This is a genomic window from Novosphingobium sp. (assembly GCF_032093395.1).
Taxonomy (GTDB): domain Bacteria; phylum Pseudomonadota; class Alphaproteobacteria; order Sphingomonadales; family Sphingomonadaceae; genus Novosphingobium.
The window spans coordinates 1-19,296 of record NZ_DAMDBA010000089.1 but is presented as its reverse complement, the minus strand read 5'-3'; the positions used below and the strand labels follow the sequence as shown (position 1 = coordinate 19,296).

Annotated in this window: 15 protein-coding genes and 1 pseudogene; 7 read left to right on the top strand and 9 right to left on the bottom strand. The window is 66.1% G+C overall.

Annotated features, from left to right (window positions below):
* On the top strand, positions 1-96 hold a 96-nt coding region (locus tag RT424_RS24585), incomplete at its 5' end, for a KUP/HAK/KT family potassium transporter (RefSeq protein ID WP_409521560.1).
* 39 nt (positions 97-135) lie between these two features.
* Here the strand turns inward: RT424_RS24585 and RT424_RS20920 are convergent.
* The 3 genes from RT424_RS20920 to RT424_RS20910 form a co-directional block, all read right to left on the bottom strand.
* Positions 136-987 carry a DUF4198 domain-containing protein gene (locus RT424_RS20920; protein ID WP_313442191.1) on the bottom strand — a complete coding sequence of 284 codons (852 nt, stop codon included), beginning with the start codon at positions 985-987 and terminating at the stop codon, positions 136-138.
* 64 nt (positions 988-1,051) lie between these two features.
* On the bottom strand, positions 1,052-3,040 hold the full coding sequence (locus RT424_RS20915) for a TonB-dependent receptor domain-containing protein (RefSeq protein WP_313442189.1): 1,989 nt from the start codon (positions 3,038-3,040) through the stop codon (positions 1,052-1,054).
* A 92-nt stretch (positions 3,041-3,132) separates the two neighbouring features.
* Positions 3,133-4,056 (bottom strand): LysR family transcriptional regulator, encoded by a 924-nt coding sequence (locus RT424_RS20910; RefSeq protein WP_313442187.1) that lies wholly within the window; start codon positions 4,054-4,056, stop codon positions 3,133-3,135.
* A gap of 308 nt (positions 4,057-4,364) precedes the next feature.
* On the opposite strand from RT424_RS20910, the gene RT424_RS20905 reads away from it, so the two are divergent.
* On the top strand, positions 4,365-5,147 hold the full coding sequence (locus RT424_RS20905; RefSeq protein WP_313442185.1) for an energy transducer TonB: 783 nt from the start codon (positions 4,365-4,367) through the stop codon (positions 5,145-5,147).
* Positions 5,148-5,214: 67 nt separating this feature from the next.
* On the top strand, positions 5,215-6,519 hold the full coding sequence (gene pncB / locus RT424_RS20900) for a nicotinate phosphoribosyltransferase (RefSeq protein WP_313442183.1): 1,305 nt from the start codon (positions 5,215-5,217) through the stop codon (positions 6,517-6,519).
* 21 nt (positions 6,520-6,540) lie between these two features.
* On the opposite strand, the gene RT424_RS20895 is transcribed toward pncB, so the two are convergent.
* Positions 6,541-7,419: a class I SAM-dependent methyltransferase gene (locus RT424_RS20895; RefSeq protein WP_313442181.1), complete on the bottom strand. Its 879-nt coding sequence runs from the start codon at positions 7,417-7,419 to the stop codon at positions 6,541-6,543.
* A gap of 85 nt (positions 7,420-7,504) precedes the next feature.
* On the opposite strand from RT424_RS20895, the gene RT424_RS20890 reads away from it, so the two are divergent.
* Positions 7,505-8,518, top strand: coding sequence for a pyridoxamine 5'-phosphate oxidase family protein (locus tag RT424_RS20890; RefSeq protein WP_313442179.1), 1,014 nt, complete (start codon positions 7,505-7,507; stop codon positions 8,516-8,518).
* A 163-nt stretch (positions 8,519-8,681) separates the two neighbouring features.
* On the opposite strand, the gene RT424_RS20885 is transcribed toward RT424_RS20890, so the two are convergent.
* Positions 8,682-10,499: a sensor domain-containing diguanylate cyclase gene (locus RT424_RS20885; protein ID WP_313442177.1), complete on the bottom strand. Its 1,818-nt coding sequence runs from the start codon at positions 10,497-10,499 to the stop codon at positions 8,682-8,684.
* 256 nt (positions 10,500-10,755) lie between these two features.
* Here RT424_RS20885 and RT424_RS20880 point away from each other — a divergent pair, with 256 nt between their 5' ends.
* On the top strand, positions 10,756-12,645 hold the full coding sequence (locus tag RT424_RS20880; protein WP_313442175.1) for a TIM barrel protein: 1,890 nt from the start codon (positions 10,756-10,758) through the stop codon (positions 12,643-12,645).
* 194 nt (positions 12,646-12,839) lie between these two features.
* Here RT424_RS20880 and RT424_RS20875 read toward each other — a convergent pair whose 3' ends face one another.
* The 4 genes from RT424_RS20875 to RT424_RS20860 form a co-directional block, all read right to left on the bottom strand.
* Positions 12,840-13,733 (bottom strand): shikimate dehydrogenase, encoded by an 894-nt coding sequence (locus RT424_RS20875; protein ID WP_313442173.1) that lies wholly within the window; start codon positions 13,731-13,733, stop codon positions 12,840-12,842.
* A 26-nt stretch (positions 13,734-13,759) separates the two neighbouring features.
* Complete coding sequence (locus RT424_RS20870; RefSeq protein ID WP_313442171.1) at positions 13,760-15,109, bottom strand: MFS transporter; 1,350 nt, start codon at positions 15,107-15,109, stop codon at positions 13,760-13,762.
* Positions 15,110-15,252: 143 nt separating this feature from the next.
* A complete protein-coding gene (locus RT424_RS20865) occupies positions 15,253-16,170 on the bottom strand; it encodes a LysR family transcriptional regulator (protein ID WP_313442169.1) in 918 nt (305 codons plus the stop codon).
* A gap of 47 nt (positions 16,171-16,217) precedes the next feature.
* Entirely contained in the window at positions 16,218-17,576 is a 1,359-nt protein-coding gene (locus tag RT424_RS20860; protein WP_313442167.1) for an amino acid permease, read from the bottom strand.
* 390 nt (positions 17,577-17,966) lie between these two features.
* Here RT424_RS20860 and RT424_RS20855 point away from each other — a divergent pair, with 390 nt between their 5' ends.
* The gene (locus RT424_RS20855; RefSeq protein WP_313442165.1) at positions 17,967-19,073 is read left to right on the top strand and encodes an FAD-dependent oxidoreductase; all 1,107 of its coding nucleotides are present in this window, start codon (positions 17,967-17,969) and stop codon (positions 19,071-19,073) included.
* A gap of 25 nt (positions 19,074-19,098) precedes the next feature.
* Positions 19,099-19,296: pseudogene (locus RT424_RS20850) on the top strand (oxidoreductase); the annotation flags it as partial.

The window sequence follows — 19,296 nt, the reverse complement described above, 5'->3', positions numbered from 1 at the left end:
TTCGCGATAATGGTCCGCCATGCGCAAAGCTCGGTGGAATTCTTCAAGCTGCCGACCAATCGGGTGATCGAACTGGGCAGCCAGCTGGAAATCTGAGGAGGGCGCCGGGGTTCGGGAAGAACCCCGGCGTTCCGGTCAGGGGGCAACGACCTCCAGGGTGGTGACGTAGGTCATGCGTCGTTCCTGCGCACGGCGCTCGGCGGGTTTCGCGTCGCTGGCCGTGGCGCTGAGCCAGTAGATGCCCGCAAGCGGCCATTTCACCGTCAGCACGCCCTGCGCGTCGGTCACGAGTTCCTGCGCCTGTTCGGCCTCGCGGAACTTCTTGGCGCCGGGCACCACACTCACTTTCACGCCGGATGCGGGCTTGCCGTCGATCAGGAAGCGGAAGCGCGCCTCCTCGTCGGAGACGAGCGCGGTGGGGTGGGTGATCGGATCGAGTTCCAGGCCCTTGCCGGTGGTGAAGACGGTCCTGGTGGGGGCGTCGGCGGTGACGAACACGGCGTTGGTGGAGAGCACTTCGGTGAGCTTCACCTCGGTGGCACCGGCGGGAATGTCGGCCAGGCCGGCAACGCGGCGGACCGGCGGTGCGGTGGTGCCGGGCGCGGCGGGGCGGGGTGGCCTGCCACCGACGCGCCACTCTTCGCCGTTGAGCTTGAAGGTTCCGGCATAGGCGGTACGGCCGGTGCCGATCTTCCAGGTGCCCGGCTTGTCGATCTTCACGTCGAAGGTGGAGCGGTGGCGAGCCGTGGCGGCGTTTTCGATCGCACCCTTGCTGCCGTCCGGCGCCTCGACGGTGATGCCGTCGGTCTTCAGGGCGACATGGTCGGGGTTGAACAGGTCGTTGGATACGGCGGCGTCGACCGAGACGACCTGTCCGGTGCCGGAGAGCGAGGTGGTGGAAGGCAGCAGCCAGGCGCGGTGGGCATGGGCGGGCGAGACGAGCGCGGCGGAGGCAAGCCCCGCCAGAAGAAGGGTGCGGAAGGTCATGGGAAGTCCTCGGTAGCGAAGAGAAAAGGCGCTTCGGACTGGCCGAAGCGCCTTTGCAAAAGGGTCAGAAGCGGGCGGTGAGGCCCATCCAGACGCGGGCCGGGTCGATCATGTAGCCTGCCTCGTCGTAGTCCAGGCGCTTGTCGAACAGGTTCTGCACGCCGGCATGGAACGTCAGCGCCGGGGAAACCTTGTACGATCCGCCGAGATCGACGGTGGTGTAGGATTCCACCACCAGGTTGTTGCCGCTGATCTGGGCCTCGGTCACGGCTTCCTCGCCGCGATAGACGGCGCGGGCATACATGCTCAGGCGATCGTCCGGGCGCCAGTTCAGCGAGGCGCTGGCTTGCTGCTTGGGGGTGTCGTTCAAGGCGGCGCCCGCGTTCAACCCGCTGAGCTGCTCGGAATCGGTGAGCGTGCCGCTGGCGGTGACGCGCAGGGTGCGGGTGAGATCGACGTCGATGGTCGCCTCGATCCCGCGCACCTTGGCCTTGTCCACATTGACGTAGGTCGTCGGCGGCCGTCCGATCGAGCTGAGCGGTTCGTCCACGCACCAGGCCCCGGCCTGAACGCAGGTAAGGCGCGTGATCTTGTCGTTGAAGCGGGTGTCGTAGGCGGTCAGGCTGGCCTGGAAGCCCCTGCCTTCGTACATCGCCACGGCTTCGATCGTGCGCGAGGTCTCGGCCTCGAGGTCGGGGTTGCCGTAGATCGTGCCGCCACGGCTGGCCTGGCCCCAGTCGGGCAGGGTCTGGCGCAGGTTCGGCGCGCGGAAGCCCTGCGAATAGCCGCCCTTCAGGGTGAAGCGCTCGGTGGTGTTCCACACCAGGTAGACGCGCGGCGTCCAGTGGTTGCCGTACTGCTCGTCGTTATCCATGCGGATGCCGCCGGTAAGCCGCAGGGTGTCGAGGATCGACAGCTCGTTTTCGGCGAACAGCGCCCAATTGGTGCGGCTGGCGCCGCCGCGGGTCGATCCCGGCAGCAGGTTGCCGACCGTGTCGGTGAGATCCTCGTTACGGAAGAACCCGCCCAGGCTCAGCATGTTGGAGGGCAGTTTCACCGACCAGATCGACTGCGCGACGGTGTTCTTGATCCGCTTGGTGGTTTCGAGGTTCTTGGCATCCTCGTACTGGACGTAGCTTTCCGAGTTGGCGAAGCCCCAGCGGCCGGAGTGGCTGAGCGCGGCGACATAGCGCTCTTGCGTCTGAGTATCGAGCGTGCCTTCGGGAACGGTGGCGGTCACTTCCACGGTCTTGCCGGCGGTGGAGGTCACGGCCTGGCGATAGTATCCGCCTTCGACGAGGAAGTCGTGATCAGGCCCCGCTGAGAAGCCGATCTTGCCGCCCAGGCTCTCGTCCTTGCGCTCGGGCGTGCCACCGACGACGCGATCCTCGCTGCGGCGGTTGAGCGAGCCTTGCAGCTGAAGTCCCACGCCCTTGGTCAGCGGGCCGGAGAGGTAGAAGTTGCCGTCGTAGAAATTGCCGTAGTCGCTGCCGAGCTGCATCGTTCCGTTTACGCGCACGCTGCCGCGCCACGAGGGGGCGATGCGGCGGGTGATGACGTTTACGACGCCGCCCATCGCGTCCGACCCGTAGAGCGAGGACATCGGCCCGCGCACCACTTCGATGCGCTCGATCGATTCCAGCGGGGGCAGCATGCCGCCTTCGGAATTGTTGCCGCCGTTGGTGCGCGTCTCGCGGCTGCTCAGGCGCTTACCGTCGACCAGGATCAGCGTGTATTGCGGCGACATGCCGCGGATCGAGATGTCGCGGCTGTTGCCTTCGCCGGGCGTGACGGTGACGCCGGGAATCTCCATCAGTGCGTCGGTGATCTCGCGATAGGGCAGGCGCTCGATATCCTCGCGCGTGATGACGCTGATCGAGGCCGGTGCGTCCTTCACTTCCTGCGCGCGGCTGGTGGCGGTGACGACGATCTGCGAGGCATTGGTCGTGCCTTCGGCCGCCTCCGCCGCCTGTGCTGGAGTTACCGCGCCCAGCATGGCGGTGGCGAGACTCAGGGTGGCGGCGCCCGTGCGCAGCCCGAACTTGTAGATCACGTTTCCCCCTTTGGAACACTAATGCGAATGCTTTGCAGTAGCGCCATTGGCGGGAGGGTGGCCCAAGGCCAACAATCAAGATCGGATATCGACTATTCAGGAACGGCGGTGCTGAAATGCTCCCGGCAGATACGGATCAATCGATCGCGCAGCCAGCGAGAGGCGGGATCGCGATGGCCGCGCTCGTGCCAGAGCAGCCAATACTGCAGCAGCCCCAGTTCCGCCGGGGCGGGGCGGGTGAAAAGGCCGTGTGCGGGGTCGAAATGCGGCGCCGCGCGTGAAGGCAGGACCATGACGAGGTTGCTGGCGGCCAGCATGGCGGGCGCCAGGCCGAAGTAAGGCAAACTGGCCGCGACCTTGCGCCCGGCGATCGCCGGACCCAGAGTCATCGCCACCCTGTCGAGTTCGGCCTCGCTCACCGTCAGGCCGAGGTGCGGATAGGCCAGGAAGGTTTCCACCGTCACCGGATCCCGACTTGCGGCCAGCGGGTGGTCGGCGCGGGTCACGCAAAGGAATTCGTCCTCAAACAGCAGGGCGCGATGAAGCTGCGAAGGATCGTGATCGAGACCCGAGATCGCAAGATCGATCTCGCCCTCGGCCAGTGCACGATGGACGGCATGGCTCAGCGGAACGATATCGATGGAGACGGCGGGCGCTTCCTCCCGCAGGGCCGCCACGGCCGGCAGCAGCACCGACATGACCCCGAAGTCGGTCGTCGCCACCCGGAAACGCCGCTCGACGCGGGCGGGATCGAAGCTGTCCTCCACCAGCAGCGCCGATGTCGTCGCCATCCAGTCAGCCAGGCGCCCGACCAGTTCCTCCCCCCGCTGCGTACGGGCCATGCCGCTTCCGGACCGGACCAGCAGGGGATCCTTCAACGCCGTGCGAAGCTGGGAGAGCGACCGGCTTACGCTGGGCTGGCTGACCCCAAGCGCCAGAGCCGTGCCGCTGACGCTCTTGGTCTTGAGCAGCAGGGTCAGCGTGACGAGCAGGTTGGGCGAGATCGGCAAGGCCATTTTCGCGCGATTATTGCAACTTCGTCTCAATCGCAATGCGACGCGGGACGGGAGAACGGCGGTTCCAGGCGCTCCGCCTTGCAACTCTTTGTCGGAAGCCGTTTTCGGGGAACGGCCCTCCTCTGAAAATGCGCTTTCTTGCAGGAGGGATGCGGCCCGGAAAACGAATGGAAACGAAGGGGAAATGCGCGAGGCACGGAAGCGCCGGGGCGGTGCCGATTCGCACTCGACCGGAAAGTCTGGCTAGGCTATGCGAATGACTCGCATTAGCCGAACCTGCGGGGCGGCCTTCAGAGGTTCGATCGACCATGTACGCAACCCTCCATCACGCGGATGACCTCGCGCCCGATCGCGTCCTGAGCCAGTCGAGCCTCCCGCCGCGATTCCGCCAGCCTTCGGAAGTGGTGTCGCTGCCCGCGCCCTGGCCGGTTTCTCGCTATGGGCAGGCACGACGCCCCAACGTCGTCGCCCTGCTGGGCGCGGCAGCCATCGTGGTAGGGATGATCGCGTCCTTGATGGCGATGAACATCGTCAATTCGCATCGGGAAGTTCGCAAGCGGCTGGTGGTGGCGGATCTCCAGCAATTGAAGCCGCCGCCGCCGCCCAAGCCGGTAGCGCAGCCCCAGCCGGCGAAGCAGGTGGTGCAGCCGGTCTCTCCGGTCGTCGCGCCGCCGCCGCCGATCGTCCTGACTTCGGCCCCGGCCACGATCAGCACGTCGCCGGAACCCCCTGTGGTGCAAGTGGCCGTGCCCGGCCCGCCTGCGCCGCAGACCCAGGGCGTGGCAGTGGCCCCGGCGCCGCGCATCGAGAATGGCGGTGACTTGTCCTCGAAGATGATCTCGGCCGACCCCCCGCGCTATCCGGTGGAATCGCGTCGAAAGCATGAGCAGGGCACGGTCGTCCTGATGGTGATCCTGGGGCTCGATGGCGCAGTGGCGGACATATCCGTTTCGAGAAGCAGCGGCTTCGAGCGGCTGGACAAGGCGGCGCTTTCCTCGGTCCGCCGCTGGAAATGGATGCCCACGAAGCGTGATGGCGCTGCGGTCATGGTGCGCGGACTGGTCGAGATTCCCTTCGTCCTGCGCACCTGACCCCAGGGTCGCTGCTAGGTTGGCATCGCGGGTTTACGGCTTGGAACCGCCTGCCTAGAACCGCCTGATGGTCTACACGGATATCGCAACCCGCACCTACAATCACAACTGGCGGCTCGATCCGATCGTGCGCAGCCTGCTCGATACGGACTTCTACAAGCTGCTGATGCTGCAGATGGTGCGGCATCTCTATCCCGACGTGCAGGCGACCTTCGAACTGATCAACCGCACGAAGGCGGTGCGGCTGGCCGATGTGATCGACGAGGCGGAACTGCGCGCGCAACTGGATCACGCGCGCTCCCTGCGTTTCGGCAAGAAGGAGTTGATCTGGCTGGCCGGCAACAGCTTCTACGGCAAGGCGCAGATGTTCAGCCCCGATTTCATCGCCTGGCTGGCCGATTTCCGCCTGCCGGAATACGAATTGCACAAGGTGGACGGCCAGTACGAACTGCGCTTCGAAGGGCCTTGGACCCACACCATGATGTGGGAGATTCCGGCGCTGGCCATCGTCAACGAACTGCGATCGCGCGCAGCGCTGAAGGACAGGGGGCGGTTCGCGCTCGACGTGCTCTATGCCCGCGCCAAGGCCAAGCTGTGGGAGAAAGTGGAGCGCCTCGCCCAGCTTCCGGATCTGGTGCTTTCCGATTTCGGCACGCGGCGTCGGCATGGCTTCCTGTGGCAGCGCTGGTGCGTGGAGGCGCTGAAGGAAGGGTTGGGCAGCCGCTTTATCGGCTCATCCAACGTCCTTTTGGCCATGGATGCGGACCTGGAGGCGATCGGCACCAATGCCCACGAACTGCCGATGGTGCTCGCCGCCCTGGCCGAGAGCGACGACGAACTGCGGCAGGCGCCCTATCGCGTGCTGAAGGACTGGAGCGATCACTATGCCGGAAACTTGCGCGTGGTCCTGCCCGACGCGTTCGGCACCGCCGCCTTTCTGGAACGCGCTCCGGACTGGGTGGCGGACTGGACCGGCTTCCGCCCCGACAGCGCGCCGCCGATCGAGGGAGGAGAGCAGATCATCCGCTGGTGGCAGGAACGGGGCCGCGACCCCCGCACCAAGCTGCTGATTTTCTCCGACGGTATGGACATAGACAGCATCGAGGCGACCTACCGCCATTTCCACGGCCGCGTACGCATGAGCTTCGGCTGGGGCACCAACCTCACCAACGACTTCCGTGGCTGCGCGCCGTTCGAGACGGCGGATCTCGACCCGATCTCGCTGGTGTGCAAGGTGGTCTCCGCCAACGGACGGCCGGCGGTCAAGCTCTCCGACAATCCCGCCAAGGCGACGGGCGATCCGGATGAAATCCAGCGCTACTTGCGGGTCTTCGGCGAAGCGGGGCGGGTTTCGGCGGAAGTCTCGGTTTAGGGCGTCGCCCCCGAAGCCCGTTTAATCGTTCGGATTGCGGGCCGTGACGATCCACGCCGCGCCGTCGATCATCACGCTGGTGTCGCCGGGGCGGCGGGCGAATGCGTTGCGCACGGCTATCGCGGCGCGGGCGCGGACTTCCTGCGGTTGATCGGCCAGGGCGCGGGAGAGCGGACCCACTTCGAAGGCCATGGCCACGGCATCGTCCAGAGCCGCCTCCCGCGTCGCGCCGCGGCCGAAGGGGATCGGGTGATCGAAGGGACGCAGGACGATTTGCGTGAACCCGGCCGAGCACAGAATGCGCTCCACCCGATCGGCGTCGCCGAAGGAGAAGGGGCCGGGCGCCTCGGATGGCGGGGGTGGCGATGCCGGGATCATACCCTTGATCGCACCCATCGGCAGACGTATCCAATCGTTCTCCGCCGTGCCCCGCCAGCAGACGAAGGCCAGGCGTCCGCCCGGAACAAGAGCCTTGCGCATATGCGCGAATGCCGCGTCGGGGTCTTCGAAGAACATCACGCCGAACCGGGAGAACAGCACATCGAAGGCGGCATGCGGCAGCTCCGCCACGGCTGCATCGGCGAGTGCGAACGTCGCGGGGATGCCTGCTGGCGCGTTGCGGCGGGCATGATCGAGCAGGGCGGCGGAGATGTCGATTCCCAGAACGTGCCCGGAAGGCCCCAGTTTCGGCGCCAGCGCAAAACTGCTCGCGCCCGCGCCGCAGCCGATGTCGAGCACGCGCTCGCCCGGCTGCGGTGCGGCAGCCGCGATGGCCTCGGCTCCGAAGACTTCCAGCATGGCGTCGAGCCGAACCTGGTTGGCAACCCAGCTATCGCCGCTGGCGCCGTTCCAGTCCGAAACCTTGTACGCACGCGCCCCGGCGCTGTCCGCTTCAACCATTCTTCTGCACCTATTTGCGAATCATTTGCAACTAGCCTAGGCTGGCAGGACGATAAGGCAATGCTTTGCAGGAGATGATTTCGGCATGACGGAAACCGCCATCGAAACCGTGTCCGAACTGGAAGCGGTGATCGGCAAGACGCCGCAGCAGATGTACCTCAAGGACATAGACCATCTCGACGCGGGCGCTTCGGCATGGATCGCGCAGTCGCCGCTGATGTTCGCCACGTTCTCGAAAGAGGATGGCCCTCACGTTACTCTCGCGGGCGGCAGCCCGGCGTTCGCGCGGGGCGAGGGCAAGGATTTGCGCGTCCCGCTCGATCGGATCGACGATCCGGACCTGCCGCGTGCCGGGCAGTCCTTCGGATCGCTGTTCCTGCTTCCGGGCATAGGCGAAACCCTGCGGGTCAACGGCAGGATCCGTGCGATCGAGAACGGGTATATCGATGTGGCGGTGGAGGAATGCTACGGACACTGCGCGAAGGCCATGATCCGCTCCGAGTTCTGGAACGCCCAACCGCTTGACGTGCCGGGGGATCTGGCCGCTTTCGTGGATGCCAGCCGTTTCGCGGCCTTGGCGACCGTCAACCGCAAGGATCACGCCGATCTCAGTCCGAAAGGCGACCCGGCGGGGGCCATGGCGCGGATGGACGGGAATGACACTCTGTGGTTTGCCGACAGGCCGGGCAACCGCCGGGTGGACAGCTTCCGCAACATCATCGAGCAGCCCGCGCTGGCCATGGCCCTGCTGGTTCCGGGATCGACACAGGTGGCCTCTGTACGGGGCCGGGCGGTCCTTTCCACATGCGCCGCCGCGCGCAGCCGGTTCGAGGTGAAGGGCAAAGTGCCGGCCATGGCGATCCGTGTGGAAGTGGAGGACATCGCGCTTCGCAACAGCGCCGCGCTGGAACGGGCCGCACCCTGGCCCTTGAGCGGCAGCAGCGATATCGATCCGGCACGGCTCTTCATCGATCATATCAAGCTCAACCGGACCAAGGGCATCGCCGCCCGGCTGGCGCGCGCCAGCCTGTCGGTGCCGGGCGCTTCCGAGCTGATGAAGAAGGGCTTGGCGCAGGACTACAAGGACAATCTCTACTAGGGTATGTGGGAATTCAGCCCATGCGGGCCTGCGAACGGTAGCCTTCCGCGCTTCCGGTGCTCACGAACTTGAAGTACGCTGCGCTCCGGGTCGTGGAAGTCCACCATTCTCGGCTCCGCCTGAACTGAATCCCCACATACCCTACAGAAGGGCGGACAGACATTCAGCCCCGTGCCGACGCGGCGGGTTGAACTTCCCGTGCACCCGCCGCTACCACGATCCGGTTTCGGCCTTCGTCCTTGGCGCGCAGCAGGGCCGCGTCGGCGGTGCCGATCAGGGCATGGGCGGGGCCATGCTGCGGATAGATGGCGATCCCGATCGATACCGTAACCGGGCCCAGCGACGTTCCTTCATGCACCAGCGTCATTCCGGTGATGCGATCCTGGATGAGCTGCGACCGTTCCACGGCGCGCGCTTCGTCGCAGCCCGGCAACAGCAGCAGGAACTCCTCGCCGCCGTAGCGGAATGCGACGCCGTCCTCGCGCACGGCATTGTCGAGCGCGCTTGCGACGGAGCGGATCGTCAGGTCTCCGGCATCATGGCCATGGCGGTCGTTCAGTTGCTTGAAGTGGTCGATATCGACCATCAGGCAGGTCAGCGGCGTTTTCGAGGCATCGGCCTGGGCAAGGCTGCGGCGCAGGGTGTCCGCCAGGTCATGGCGGTTGCGCAGGCCCGTGAGCGCGTCGAACAGCGCCTTTTCATGCAGTGCGTCGCGCAGCTTGAGATTGGCGAGCGCCAGGCCGACCGTCTCTGACATCAGTTCGATGTAGACTTTCGCGTTTTCGTTCGGGCCGTGGGCGCCGGTCTTGTTTTCCAGCACCAGCAATCCGATCGTTTCGCCCTGGGCCGTGAGCGGTACGCAGATGGCCGCAGCGGCCGTTTCCGGCGGCACATGTTTGCAGGGCACATCCACCAGATCGCCGCCGGGCATATGCAACTGGCCGCGCCGCAGCGCCCAGCAATCGTCGGGCGCGAAGGCGGCGTCGCTGCCGTGCGGAGACTGCCATTCGGACGCGCAGGCCATCATCTCCAGCCGGGTGTCCAGCGTGTAGAGCCGTCCGGCAAGGTTCGGCGCGATCTTGGGCGCGAAAAGCCGCACCACTTCGAACAGGTCGGCCACGGATTCGCAACCTTGCAGACGCTGGGTCATGCGTGCCAGCAAATCCCTGACGTGCCAGTCCGCATCCCGCTCGCGCTCCAGGCGCTGGCGTTCGATGCCGTTCTCGCGGAAGATGCGCACCGCCTGGGCCATGTCGCCGATCTCGTCTATCTGCGAGAGCTGCGGCGGTTCCACCGCATAGTCCTGGTCGGCCAGCCGGTTCACCACGTCGCTCAGCTTGACCACGGGCTTGAGGATGCGGCGCTTCAGCACGAAGCCCAGTACGAACAGGAACAGCACGGCGGTGATCGCCACCATCGCTTCGGATACCGTGCGCAGGCGCTGCGAAGCGCGGCTGGCTTCTTCGATCGCGCGGTCCGAACGATTGTCCAGCATGTAGCGGAAGCGGCCGAGCAGGAAATGGACGCGTTCCAGTTCGCGCTCGTACTCCGCTCCGAAAATGATCTTGTGCGCGGTGACTTCGTCCCCGGCCTTGATCGCGGCTATGGCAGCTTTCTGCTCGTCCTGAAGTGTTGCCGCCCAGCGCAAGCCTTCCTCCAGCGAGCGCAGTTCCTCTTCCTTGGCGCCGTTGTCCTTCAGCTTGGAAAGGCGCTGCTCCACCGGGCCGATCGCAGCGAGCGTGCGGTTGTAGGCGATCTCATGGCTGGGATCGCCGGTGACGGCCGCGAGCCGCGCCTGGTCCGTCAATTGCGCCTCGTCCGCCTCCACCTCGAAGGTGAGCTGGTCGAACAAGTCTCTCTGTCGAACCGCGTCCCGCTCCAGACGGTCGGCGTTGGAGGCCAGCACCATCGTGAAGCCGGCGGCGATCGTCAGGCAGACCGTTGCCCCGTAGGCCCAGTTGGTGATCGTCGCTATGCGCATGCGGTTCCCTGTTCCTGCCGCATGGACAGGCGTGTCTCTTCCCATGCTCCCGGCGGAGCGATCTGGCGAGTCCGTAAACCACCGCTTTGGACACGATTTTCCGCTCGATCGCTCCAAAGCCTGCCCTGTCGATGCCGATCGCCACGGATTTTCCGCCCCGCCATAACAAGATGGCATGGAAGACCGCATCGATCCCGCTTCAAACGCAGCCCCGGCGGGGCGATATTGCCCGGATCATCATTCCGGGAAGATCGCCATGTCCAGGGCCGAAACGAACGCCATCGCCACCGTCTCGCTGCGCGGTACGCTGGAGGAAAAGCTCAAGGCCGCAGCCGATGCGGGCTTCGACAGTGTCGAGATCTTCGAGAACGACCTGATCGGCTCCGCCCTGCGCCCCGCAGAAGTGCGGGCGATGATGACGGACCTGGGCATTCATTGTTCGCTCTACCAGCCATTCCGCGATTTCGAGGGCATGCCCGGCGAGATGCGCGCCCGCGCCATGGATCGGGCCGAGCGCAAGTTCGACCTGATGGGCGAACTGGGCACCGATCGCATCCTGGTCTGCTCCAACTGCTCGCCCCATGCGCTGGGCGACCGCGAGCGCATCGTCGACGATTTCCGCGAACTCGGCGATCGGGCCGCCGCACATGGCATTCTCGTCGGCTACGAGGCGCTGGCCTGGGGCCGCCACGTCAACGACCACCGCGATGTCTGGTCGATCGTCCGCCAGGTGGACCACCCGGCGATCGGCATCATTCTCGACAGCTTCCATTCGCTTTCCCGCCGCATCCCAAGCGAGAGCATCCGCGACATTCCCGGCGACAAGATCGTCTACGTCCAGCTTGCCGACGCGCCGCTGCTGGACATGGATCTGCTCTATTGGAGCCGCCACTTCCGCAATCTGCCGGGGCAGGGCGGCCTGGACCTGCCGGGCTATGTGGCCGAGATCCTGCGCACCGGCTATGACGGACCGCTTTCGCTGGAAATCTTCAACGACAGGTTTCGGTCGATCTCCTCGCGCCTCGTCGCGCAGGACGGGCATCGCTCGCTCGAATACGTCCGCGACGCGGCGCGGCGCCTGCTGGATCAGCCAACCACGATGCCCGCGCCGCAACCGCCGCTGGGTGCCGAATTCGTCGAATTCACGTCCACCGGCGAGGATGTGGCGCGGCTGGGCGAAACGTTCCATACGCTGGGTTTCTCGCATATCGGAACGCATCGCACCAAGAAGGTGACGCGCTGGCGGCAGGGCAACGTCAACCTCGTCATCAATGCCGAGCCCAAGGGCTTCGCCAAGTCCTATCGCATCGTCCATGGCACTTCGATCTGTGCGATCGGCGTGCGGGTGAAGGACGCCGCCGCCGTCATGGCGCGCGCCGCCGCGCTCGGCATCCGCGCCTACAGCCCCGAAGGCCGCCCCGGCCGCATGGCCATGCCCGCGCTGCGCGGCGTCGGCGGCAGCCTCGTCTACCTCGTCGAGGATGATGGCGCCGAAGCGCTCTGGGCCCGCGAATTCGAGGCGGTGCCGGTGGAAGACCTGACCGACGATGCCGGCGCGCGATCGATCGACCACCTCGCCGCCGTGGTCCACAACGACGAATTCCTGTCCTGGCAGCTCTACTGGCGCGCGCTTTTCGGCCTTGAGGGCCGCGACGCCAACGATGTGATCGATCCCTCGGGACTGGTCCACAGCCAGGCGCTGCAATCGCCGGATGGCGGGTTCCGCCTGACCCTCAACGCCTCTGACGCGCGCGAGACGCTGTCCTCGCGTTTCCTGGCACAGGGCATGGGTGGCGGCTTCCAGCATGTGGCGCTCGCCAGCGACGACCTGCTCGCCACGGCCTCGGTGGTTCGCGCGCGGGGTGCGGCGATGCTGGATATTCCGGCGAACTACTACGACGATCTGGTCGCGCGCTTCGGTTTCGACGGCAAGGCTGCGGCGTGCCTGGAGGAAGCGGGGATGCTCTACGACGAGGACGCTGCGGGCAATCCCTATCGCCAGCTCTACAGCCGGGCGTTCGACAAGCTGTTCTTCTTCGAATTCGTGGAGCGGGGCGGGGCTTATGCAGGCTATGGTGCGCCGAACGCCGGGATCAGGCTGGCGGCGCAGAACCGGTTTCGCGGGGTCGAAGAGGTCGCTGAGTAGAACAGGAAGATTCCGGGGGATGATCCCCCGGACCCTCGGAATGTCGACCTTGCGCGCGACCTCTTCGTAGTGCGCTCACTGCGGCGCAGCCATTAAGTCTCCCGACGCGGCCATGGGCGCACAACGCTGCCGGTTCGCGTGACCTCGACGGTAATGGGGGTGCAGGCGGGCTATGCTCCCCTGCTCTTCTTTTATTAAATAACCTCGCTGGCCGCCGCGAAGTCCCCCAGCATCCGCTCCACGTCAGGCTCCCGCCCGGTAAAGCGCGCGAAGGCGTGGGCGGCCTGCATCACGGCCATGCCGCCACCGTTCAGCGTGGCGCAGCCGATGGCCTTGGCCGCCTTGAGCAGTTCGGTTTCCAGCGGGAAGTAGATCACGTCCGATACCCACATGTCGCGCGTCAGCAGTGCGGGATCGAAGGGTGTGCCGGGGTGCTTTTCCATGCCGATGGGCGAGCACTGCACAACTCCGTCCACACCCGCGCCGCCCACACCCGAGATGGCCTCGGCCGGCGAGGTAGCGGCGGAGACTTCGGCATCGGGAAACAGCGCGCCGAGGCGCTGGGCGAGAGCCTGCGCGCGGTCGGTGGCGGGATCGAAGATCGCCAGTCGCCTGGCGCCGAGGTCGAGGTGAGCATAACCGACCGCCGATGCCGCGCCGCCGGCGCCGATCATCGCGACTTTGCCGCGCGGCAGTACGCCCAGCGAGGCGAGGAAACTGGCGCGGTAGCCCGACCAGTCGGTATTGTCGCCGATCAGCCGCCCGTCACGCAGGAGCACGGTGTTGACCGCGCCGAGCCTGGCTGCGGCTTCCGACAATTCGTCCATCAGCGGCACCACGGCCTGCTTGAAGGGATGGGTGACGTTGGTGCCGTCGAATCCCAGCGCGGCAAGTGTGTGGAAAAGCGGGCCGAGGTCTTTCGCGGCGAAGCCCATCACTTCGCTGTCGAGCAGGCGATAGACCAGCGGCAGGCCGAGCGCCTTGGCCTCCGTCTCGTGCATCGCCGGGCTGCGCGAGCCGCCGATGCCGGAGCCGATCAGGCCGCAAAGAATGGACGGGCGCGAGGGCGGCGCAGCGGGCGTGGTCATGTTCGGGATCCTGATGGTGTATCGCGTCAGCGCGCGGTCGGCATGCGGATGAAGGAGACGGCCACGCCCGCCAGCACGGCCGGAACGGCGAAGACCGCGAAGATGACGGAAAGGGGCACCTTCTCGGCCAGCAGCACGCCGCCCAGCATCGGGCCGATCACTGCGCCGATTCGGCCTACACCCATGGCCCAGCCAAGGCCGGTGCTGCGCACTTGCGGCGGATAGAAACTGGTGGCGAGCGGGTAGCAGCCGTTGAAGCCGCCCTGGATGAAGGCGCCGATGAAGAAGGCGGTCAGCAGGGTCGCGGCGATCGTCATGGAAACCGCGCCGAATACGACGAGGGCGACGGCGGCCAGCACCATGTAGAGCAGGATCAGGCGGCGCAGGTCGATGCGGCTGGCGATCAGGCCGATCGAGGTGATGCCGATGAAGGCGCCGATATTGTAGACCGCGCCGGCGTAGATCGCCTGGGTCGAGGGCAGGCCGGCCTCGACGGCGAGCTTCGGGATCCAGCTGATGACGAAGTAGAGCGTCATGAAGCCGAAGATGGTGGCGGTCCAGAGCAGGATCGTGCCCATGGTCCGGCCTTCGCCCAGCACGCCGCGCAGGCCGACCGAACGGGAATCGGTGGCGCGGCGCTCTGGCAGTGCGGCAAGCGTGGGGCGGCCGAGCGACGCAAGCAGGCGGTTGGCCTTGGGCAGCGCGCCCTTTGGCTGGTGGGCCAGCAGGAAGTCGACCGATTCCGGCAGCAGGGCCCAGACCAGCGGCAAGGCCAGCAGGCAGAGCGTCGCGGCGCCCAGCAGCATCGCCTGCCAGCCATGGGTGTCGATCTGGTGGGCGACGATGAAGCCGGTGAGCGTCGCGCCCACCGGATAGCCGGCCTGGAGGAAGCCCACCGCGAAAGTGCGGTGCTTGGCGGGCGCGTATTCGGCGGTGAGCGCGGCCATGCTGGCGAGCACGGTGCCGATGCCGATGCCGACCACGAAGCGCGACACGATCAATTCGAAGATCGACGTGGCCAGGGCCGATCCGAACATCGCCACCGTCATCATCACCAGCGAGGCGATGATCAGCTTGCGGCGGCCGAACTTGTCGGCCAGCGGCGCGATCAGCAGGCCGCCTGCGGCCATTCCGGCCAGGCTTGAGCTGAACACCACGCCCAGGCTTTCCGGACTCACGTTCCAGTCGGCGGAGAGCGCGGGGGCGACGTAGGAGAGGATGAGCACGTCCATGCCGTCCAGCATGTTCAGCAGGAAGCAGATGGCGACCACCAGCACCTGCCGCGCGGTCCAGCCGTCGACATTCTGCGAGGCGGCCTCGCCTACGGTCACGTAAGGACGCACGGATACCGATCCTGCGGCGGAGTAGCTGGCCATGGTAACGCCTTTCCCATCCTCAGCGGCGCTTGCCCCGCGCCTGTTGTCATCCGGCTGCTCGGTGCCGGAACTTTTAGAACCTTGCGAGCTGGATGACGGTGTTTGATCCGGGGGCGCATTGCCAGACATTGCGATGCAATGGATTATAGCGTTATGTTATGGGCTATAACTCTTGGTAGATTCATCAGGATGTTGCGGGCGATCTCCTCGAATGTCTCGCCTACCAGAGTACGCGCCACGTCCAGGTTGCGGCTGACGTAGACGGGCAGCAGACCCGGCGACTCGAACTCCAGGAAGCGCACGGTATCCGCATGGGGCTGCATCGCCGTGAAGCTGTCCACCAGCGCCACGCCCATGCCTTGCGCGACGAAGGCCACGGCGGTTTCGGCGAAGCGGATGTAGGTGGAGACCTCCAGTTCCTCAGCCGCATCGGCATACATTCGGGCGATGATCCGGCCGTGAGGCGTATCTTCCCGGAACGACTGGATGCGCTCGCCCTTGAGGTCTGCGACCGTGATCCTCTCCCGGTCGGCAAGGCGATGTCCGGTGGGCACGGCGCAGACCATGCGCCCGTTGCCGATCCGGCTCGAAAGCACGTTGGGGTGGTCGATAGGGAACACCGTCAACGCATAGTCGCCGCGCTGGAGCGCCAGCCAGTCGTCCGCCTGCTCCACCGAGAGAATGTCGAACTGGATGGTGAGGCCGGGGTAGTTGGTGGTCAGACGCGAGAGCATCTGCGGCACCACCGAATGCCCCAGCGAGGGCGAGGCGCCGACCCGGAACGTGCGATCCTCGCCCTTGGCCAGGCGTCGCACGACATGTTCGAGGTCGCTGAAGCCCTTGTAGATTTGCTCGATCTCCTCGAACAGCACACGGGCTTCGGTCGTGGGTACCAGTCTGCCGCGGGTGCGGTCGAACAGGCGGAAGTGGAGCTTGTCCTCCATGTGGCCCAGCATGCGGCTGAGGCCGGGTTGCGAGGTGCCCAGCATGCGTGCGGCGCCGCTCACCGTCTTGGTGATCATCACCGCGCGGAAGATCTCGATCTGCCTGATGGTCAGCATGACTCCCGGCTAGCACGCCGCCGGAGGCGCGCCAACCGGCGGGTTGCTCAAGCCGCGCGCTTCCTTCCGCGTACCAGATAGAGCGCCGCGCCCAGCAGGTTCCAGAGCAGGCAGGCGACGAGCGTCTTGGTGGGCAGGCTGGCGAAGAGGTAGAGGCAGCCGAGGATGGTCACCGCGCCAACCACGATCCCGGCCGGTACGCGGAATGGCCGGTGCGTGTCGGGTTCGCGCTTGCGCAGGACGATGAGGCAGGTGCCTACTGCGGCGAAGGCGATCAGCGTGCCGGCATTCGCCAGCGCCGCGATCTCGGAGATCGGCAGGATTCCGGCCAGGATCGCGACGATCACGGCCGTCATCGTCGTCACCCGCACCGGCGTGCCGCGCGTGGAGAGTTTCGCCATCGAGGCAGGCAGGAAACCGTCGCGCGCCATGGCCAGGAAGATGCGGCTCTGGCCGTAGAGGAAGCCCAGCAGCACGGTGGGCAGCGCGATCACGGCGGCGATCGCCACGACTTGCGCTACGCCCCCGCGGTCCATCTGGCGCAGGATCAGCGCCAACGGTTCCGGGCTGTCGGCAAAGCGGACGAAGGGCATGGCGCCGATCGCGGCGGCGGCGACGAGAACGTAGACCAGCGTGCAGATGGCCAGCGAGCCGATGATGCCGATCACCAGATCACGGCCGGGATTGCGCGTTTCCTCGGCAGCGGTGGAGATCGCGTCGAAGCCGTAGAAGGCGAAGAAGATGATCGCCGCGGCCGCCATCACGCCGCGCTCCACGCCGTCCGGGCTCATCGACTTGCCGAAGCCGAAGGGCATGAAGGGCGAAAGGTTGGACGCATCGAACGCGGGCAGGGCCACGGCCACGAAGAGGCTGAGCGTCAGGATCTTGATGACCACCAGCACGGTGTTCACCCGCGCGCTTTCCTTGGTGCCGAAGGCCAGCAGGCCGGCGACCACGGCGATGATGAACACGGCGGGCAGGTTGACCACTCCGCCCAGTTCCGGGCCCTGGGTCAGCGCCTTGGGGAAGCCCAGTCCTTGCAGCAGCGGCGCGGCATAGCCCGACCAGCCGACTGCGACGGTGGAGACGACCAGCGAGTATTCGAGGATGAGGCTCCAGCCCACGATCCACCCCACGGTGCTGCCCAGCACCGTATGGCTGTAGCTATAGGCACTGCCGGCGCGCGGCATCATCGTCGAAAGCTCGGCATAGGCGAGCGCGGCGCAGGCGCAGATGGCGCCGGCGATGGCGAAGGAGAGCAGCACCGCCGGGCCCGCGCGGTCGGCGCCGACGCCGATCAGCGTCAGGATGCCGGTGCCGACGATCGAGCCGACGCCCAGCGCCAGCAGGTGCGGCCAGGACAAGGTCTTGGGAAGCGCGGCAGGCGCGGTGGAGGGGGCGGTCATAGGCGGTGGTCCTGTTGAGTACAACATTTGCCTAGCACTCGCGAAGGTGCGTGCAAGGTCGCAGAGGACCGCCGTCCCCGGAGTCATGAAAATGGCATCGAAGAAATTGATGGATATCGACCAAATCTATTCATTTTAGGTGTGGCGCTTGCCGTGCGACATGTGCGTTCGACAAGAGAGATCGGGCTGCACGATTTCGGGAGAGCGGTGTCCGGGGTCTGCATGGCTCATGGATGCGGCGGGCGGGGCAAGCCTGCCCGCCGCATCCACTCTCCCATTTTGCCGCTCGATCCGCGATCGAGGAGTTTCTTGATGTCCGACAGGACAGCGCCTGTTTCTGGGCCCGTTTCTGGGCCCGTTTCAGACCCCGTTTCAGGCCCCGTTCCGACAATGCACGCCCTTGTGATCGGCGCCGGCATCGGCGGCCTCTCCGCCGCGATCGCGCTGTGCCGCCGTGGCCATCGGGTTACGGTGATCGAGCGCGATCCCACCTGGTCGGTCTATGGCGTGGGCATCATCCAGCAGTCGAACGTCATCCGGGCGATGGACCAGCTTGGTGTGCTCGACGCGTTTCTCGATGCCGCCTGCGGGTTTGATGCGGTGGAGATCTATATCCCCGACGGCACGCGCGTCGCGCGGATTCCCACGCCCGCGCTGGTGGAAGGCAAGCCCTCCAACGTCGGCATCGGCCGCCGCGCGCTTCAGAAGGTGCTGGGAGACAGCGCCAAGGCGCTCGGCGCCGAAATCCGTCTGGGTGTCACCGCAGAGGCGCTCGACCAGGACGATACCGGCGTGTCGGTGCGCTTCTCGGACGAAACGGAGGCGCGTTACGACATCGTCGTCGGTGCTGACGGCGTCTATTCGCAATCCCGGCGCATGATCCTGCCGGATGCGGAAATGCCGGAGTTCACCGGGCAGTCGGTCTGGCGCTACAACTTTCCCCGGCCCGAGGGTCTCGATGCCCTCCACGTCTACAACGGCCCGACCGGCGTGGGGCTGGTGCCGATTTCCGCGGATACGATGTATATGTACGCGACGACGCCGGAACCGGACAATCCACGCTATCCGTTGCAGGGGCTCGCCGCGACGATGCGCGCGAAGCTCTCCGCCACGGCGCCCGCGATCCGCGAACTGGCCGAGCAGATCACCGAGGATGCGGAGGTGGTCTATCGCCCGCTGGAAGGCATGATGGTCCATGGCCCCTGGCACAAGGGCCGGGTCGTGCTGCTGGGCGATGCCGTCCACGCCACCACGCCGCACCTGGGGCAAGGCGCGGGCATGGCGATCGAGGACGCGCTGGTGCTGGCCGAGGAACTCTCTTCGCACGACACCCCCGAGGCGGCCTTCGAGGCTTATCGCGACCGCCGCTACGAGCGCTGCCGCTACATCGTCGAGGCCTCGCTGGCGATCTGCCACGGCCAGATCGGCCGGGGACCGCCGATCGACAACCATAAGGCCACCGCAGAGATGTTCGCGGTCGTCAGCCAGCCCATTTGATCTTTTCATTCAAGGAATTGCCGTGATGAGCCGAGTGACCGAGATCCGCTATGTCGGATATGGGGTTGAGGATTTCGACGCCGAGTGCAAGTTCTACGCCGAGGACTGGGGCCTTGTGGAAGTGGCGTCGCAGGGCGGGCTGGCCTGGTTCAAGACGCACGGCCATGACGAGCATCACGTCGTGCGCCTGCACAAGTCGGACGCGAACCATGTCGAGGTGATC

Coding starts and splice junctions, on each gene's coding strand:
- RT424_RS20920 (WP_313442191.1), bottom strand. CDS start 987: ATGACCTTCCGCACCCTTCTTCTGGCGGGGCTTGCCTCCGCCGCGCTC.
- RT424_RS20910 (WP_313442187.1), bottom strand. CDS start 4,056: ATGGCCTTGCCGATCTCGCCCAACCTGCTCGTCACGCTGACCCTGCTG.
- RT424_RS20905 (WP_313442185.1), top strand. CDS start 4,365: ATGTACGCAACCCTCCATCACGCGGATGACCTCGCGCCCGATCGCGTC.
- pncB (WP_313442183.1), top strand. CDS start 5,215: ATGGTCTACACGGATATCGCAACCCGCACCTACAATCACAACTGGCGG.
- RT424_RS20895 (WP_313442181.1), bottom strand. CDS start 7,419: ATGGTTGAAGCGGACAGCGCCGGGGCGCGTGCGTACAAGGTTTCGGAC.
- RT424_RS20890 (WP_313442179.1), top strand. CDS start 7,505: ATGACGGAAACCGCCATCGAAACCGTGTCCGAACTGGAAGCGGTGATC.
- RT424_RS20885 (WP_313442177.1), bottom strand. CDS start 10,499: ATGCGCATAGCGACGATCACCAACTGGGCCTACGGGGCAACGGTCTGC.
- RT424_RS20880 (WP_313442175.1), top strand. CDS start 10,756: ATGTCCAGGGCCGAAACGAACGCCATCGCCACCGTCTCGCTGCGCGGT.
- RT424_RS20875 (WP_313442173.1), bottom strand. CDS start 13,733: ATGACCACGCCCGCTGCGCCGCCCTCGCGCCCGTCCATTCTTTGCGGC.
- RT424_RS20870 (WP_313442171.1), bottom strand. CDS start 15,109: ATGGCCAGCTACTCCGCCGCAGGATCGGTATCCGTGCGTCCTTACGTG.
- RT424_RS20865 (WP_313442169.1), bottom strand. CDS start 16,170: ATGCTGACCATCAGGCAGATCGAGATCTTCCGCGCGGTGATGATCACC.
- RT424_RS20860 (WP_313442167.1), bottom strand. CDS start 17,576: ATGACCGCCCCCTCCACCGCGCCTGCCGCGCTTCCCAAGACCTTGTCC.
- RT424_RS20855 (WP_313442165.1), top strand. CDS start 17,967: ATGCACGCCCTTGTGATCGGCGCCGGCATCGGCGGCCTCTCCGCCGCG.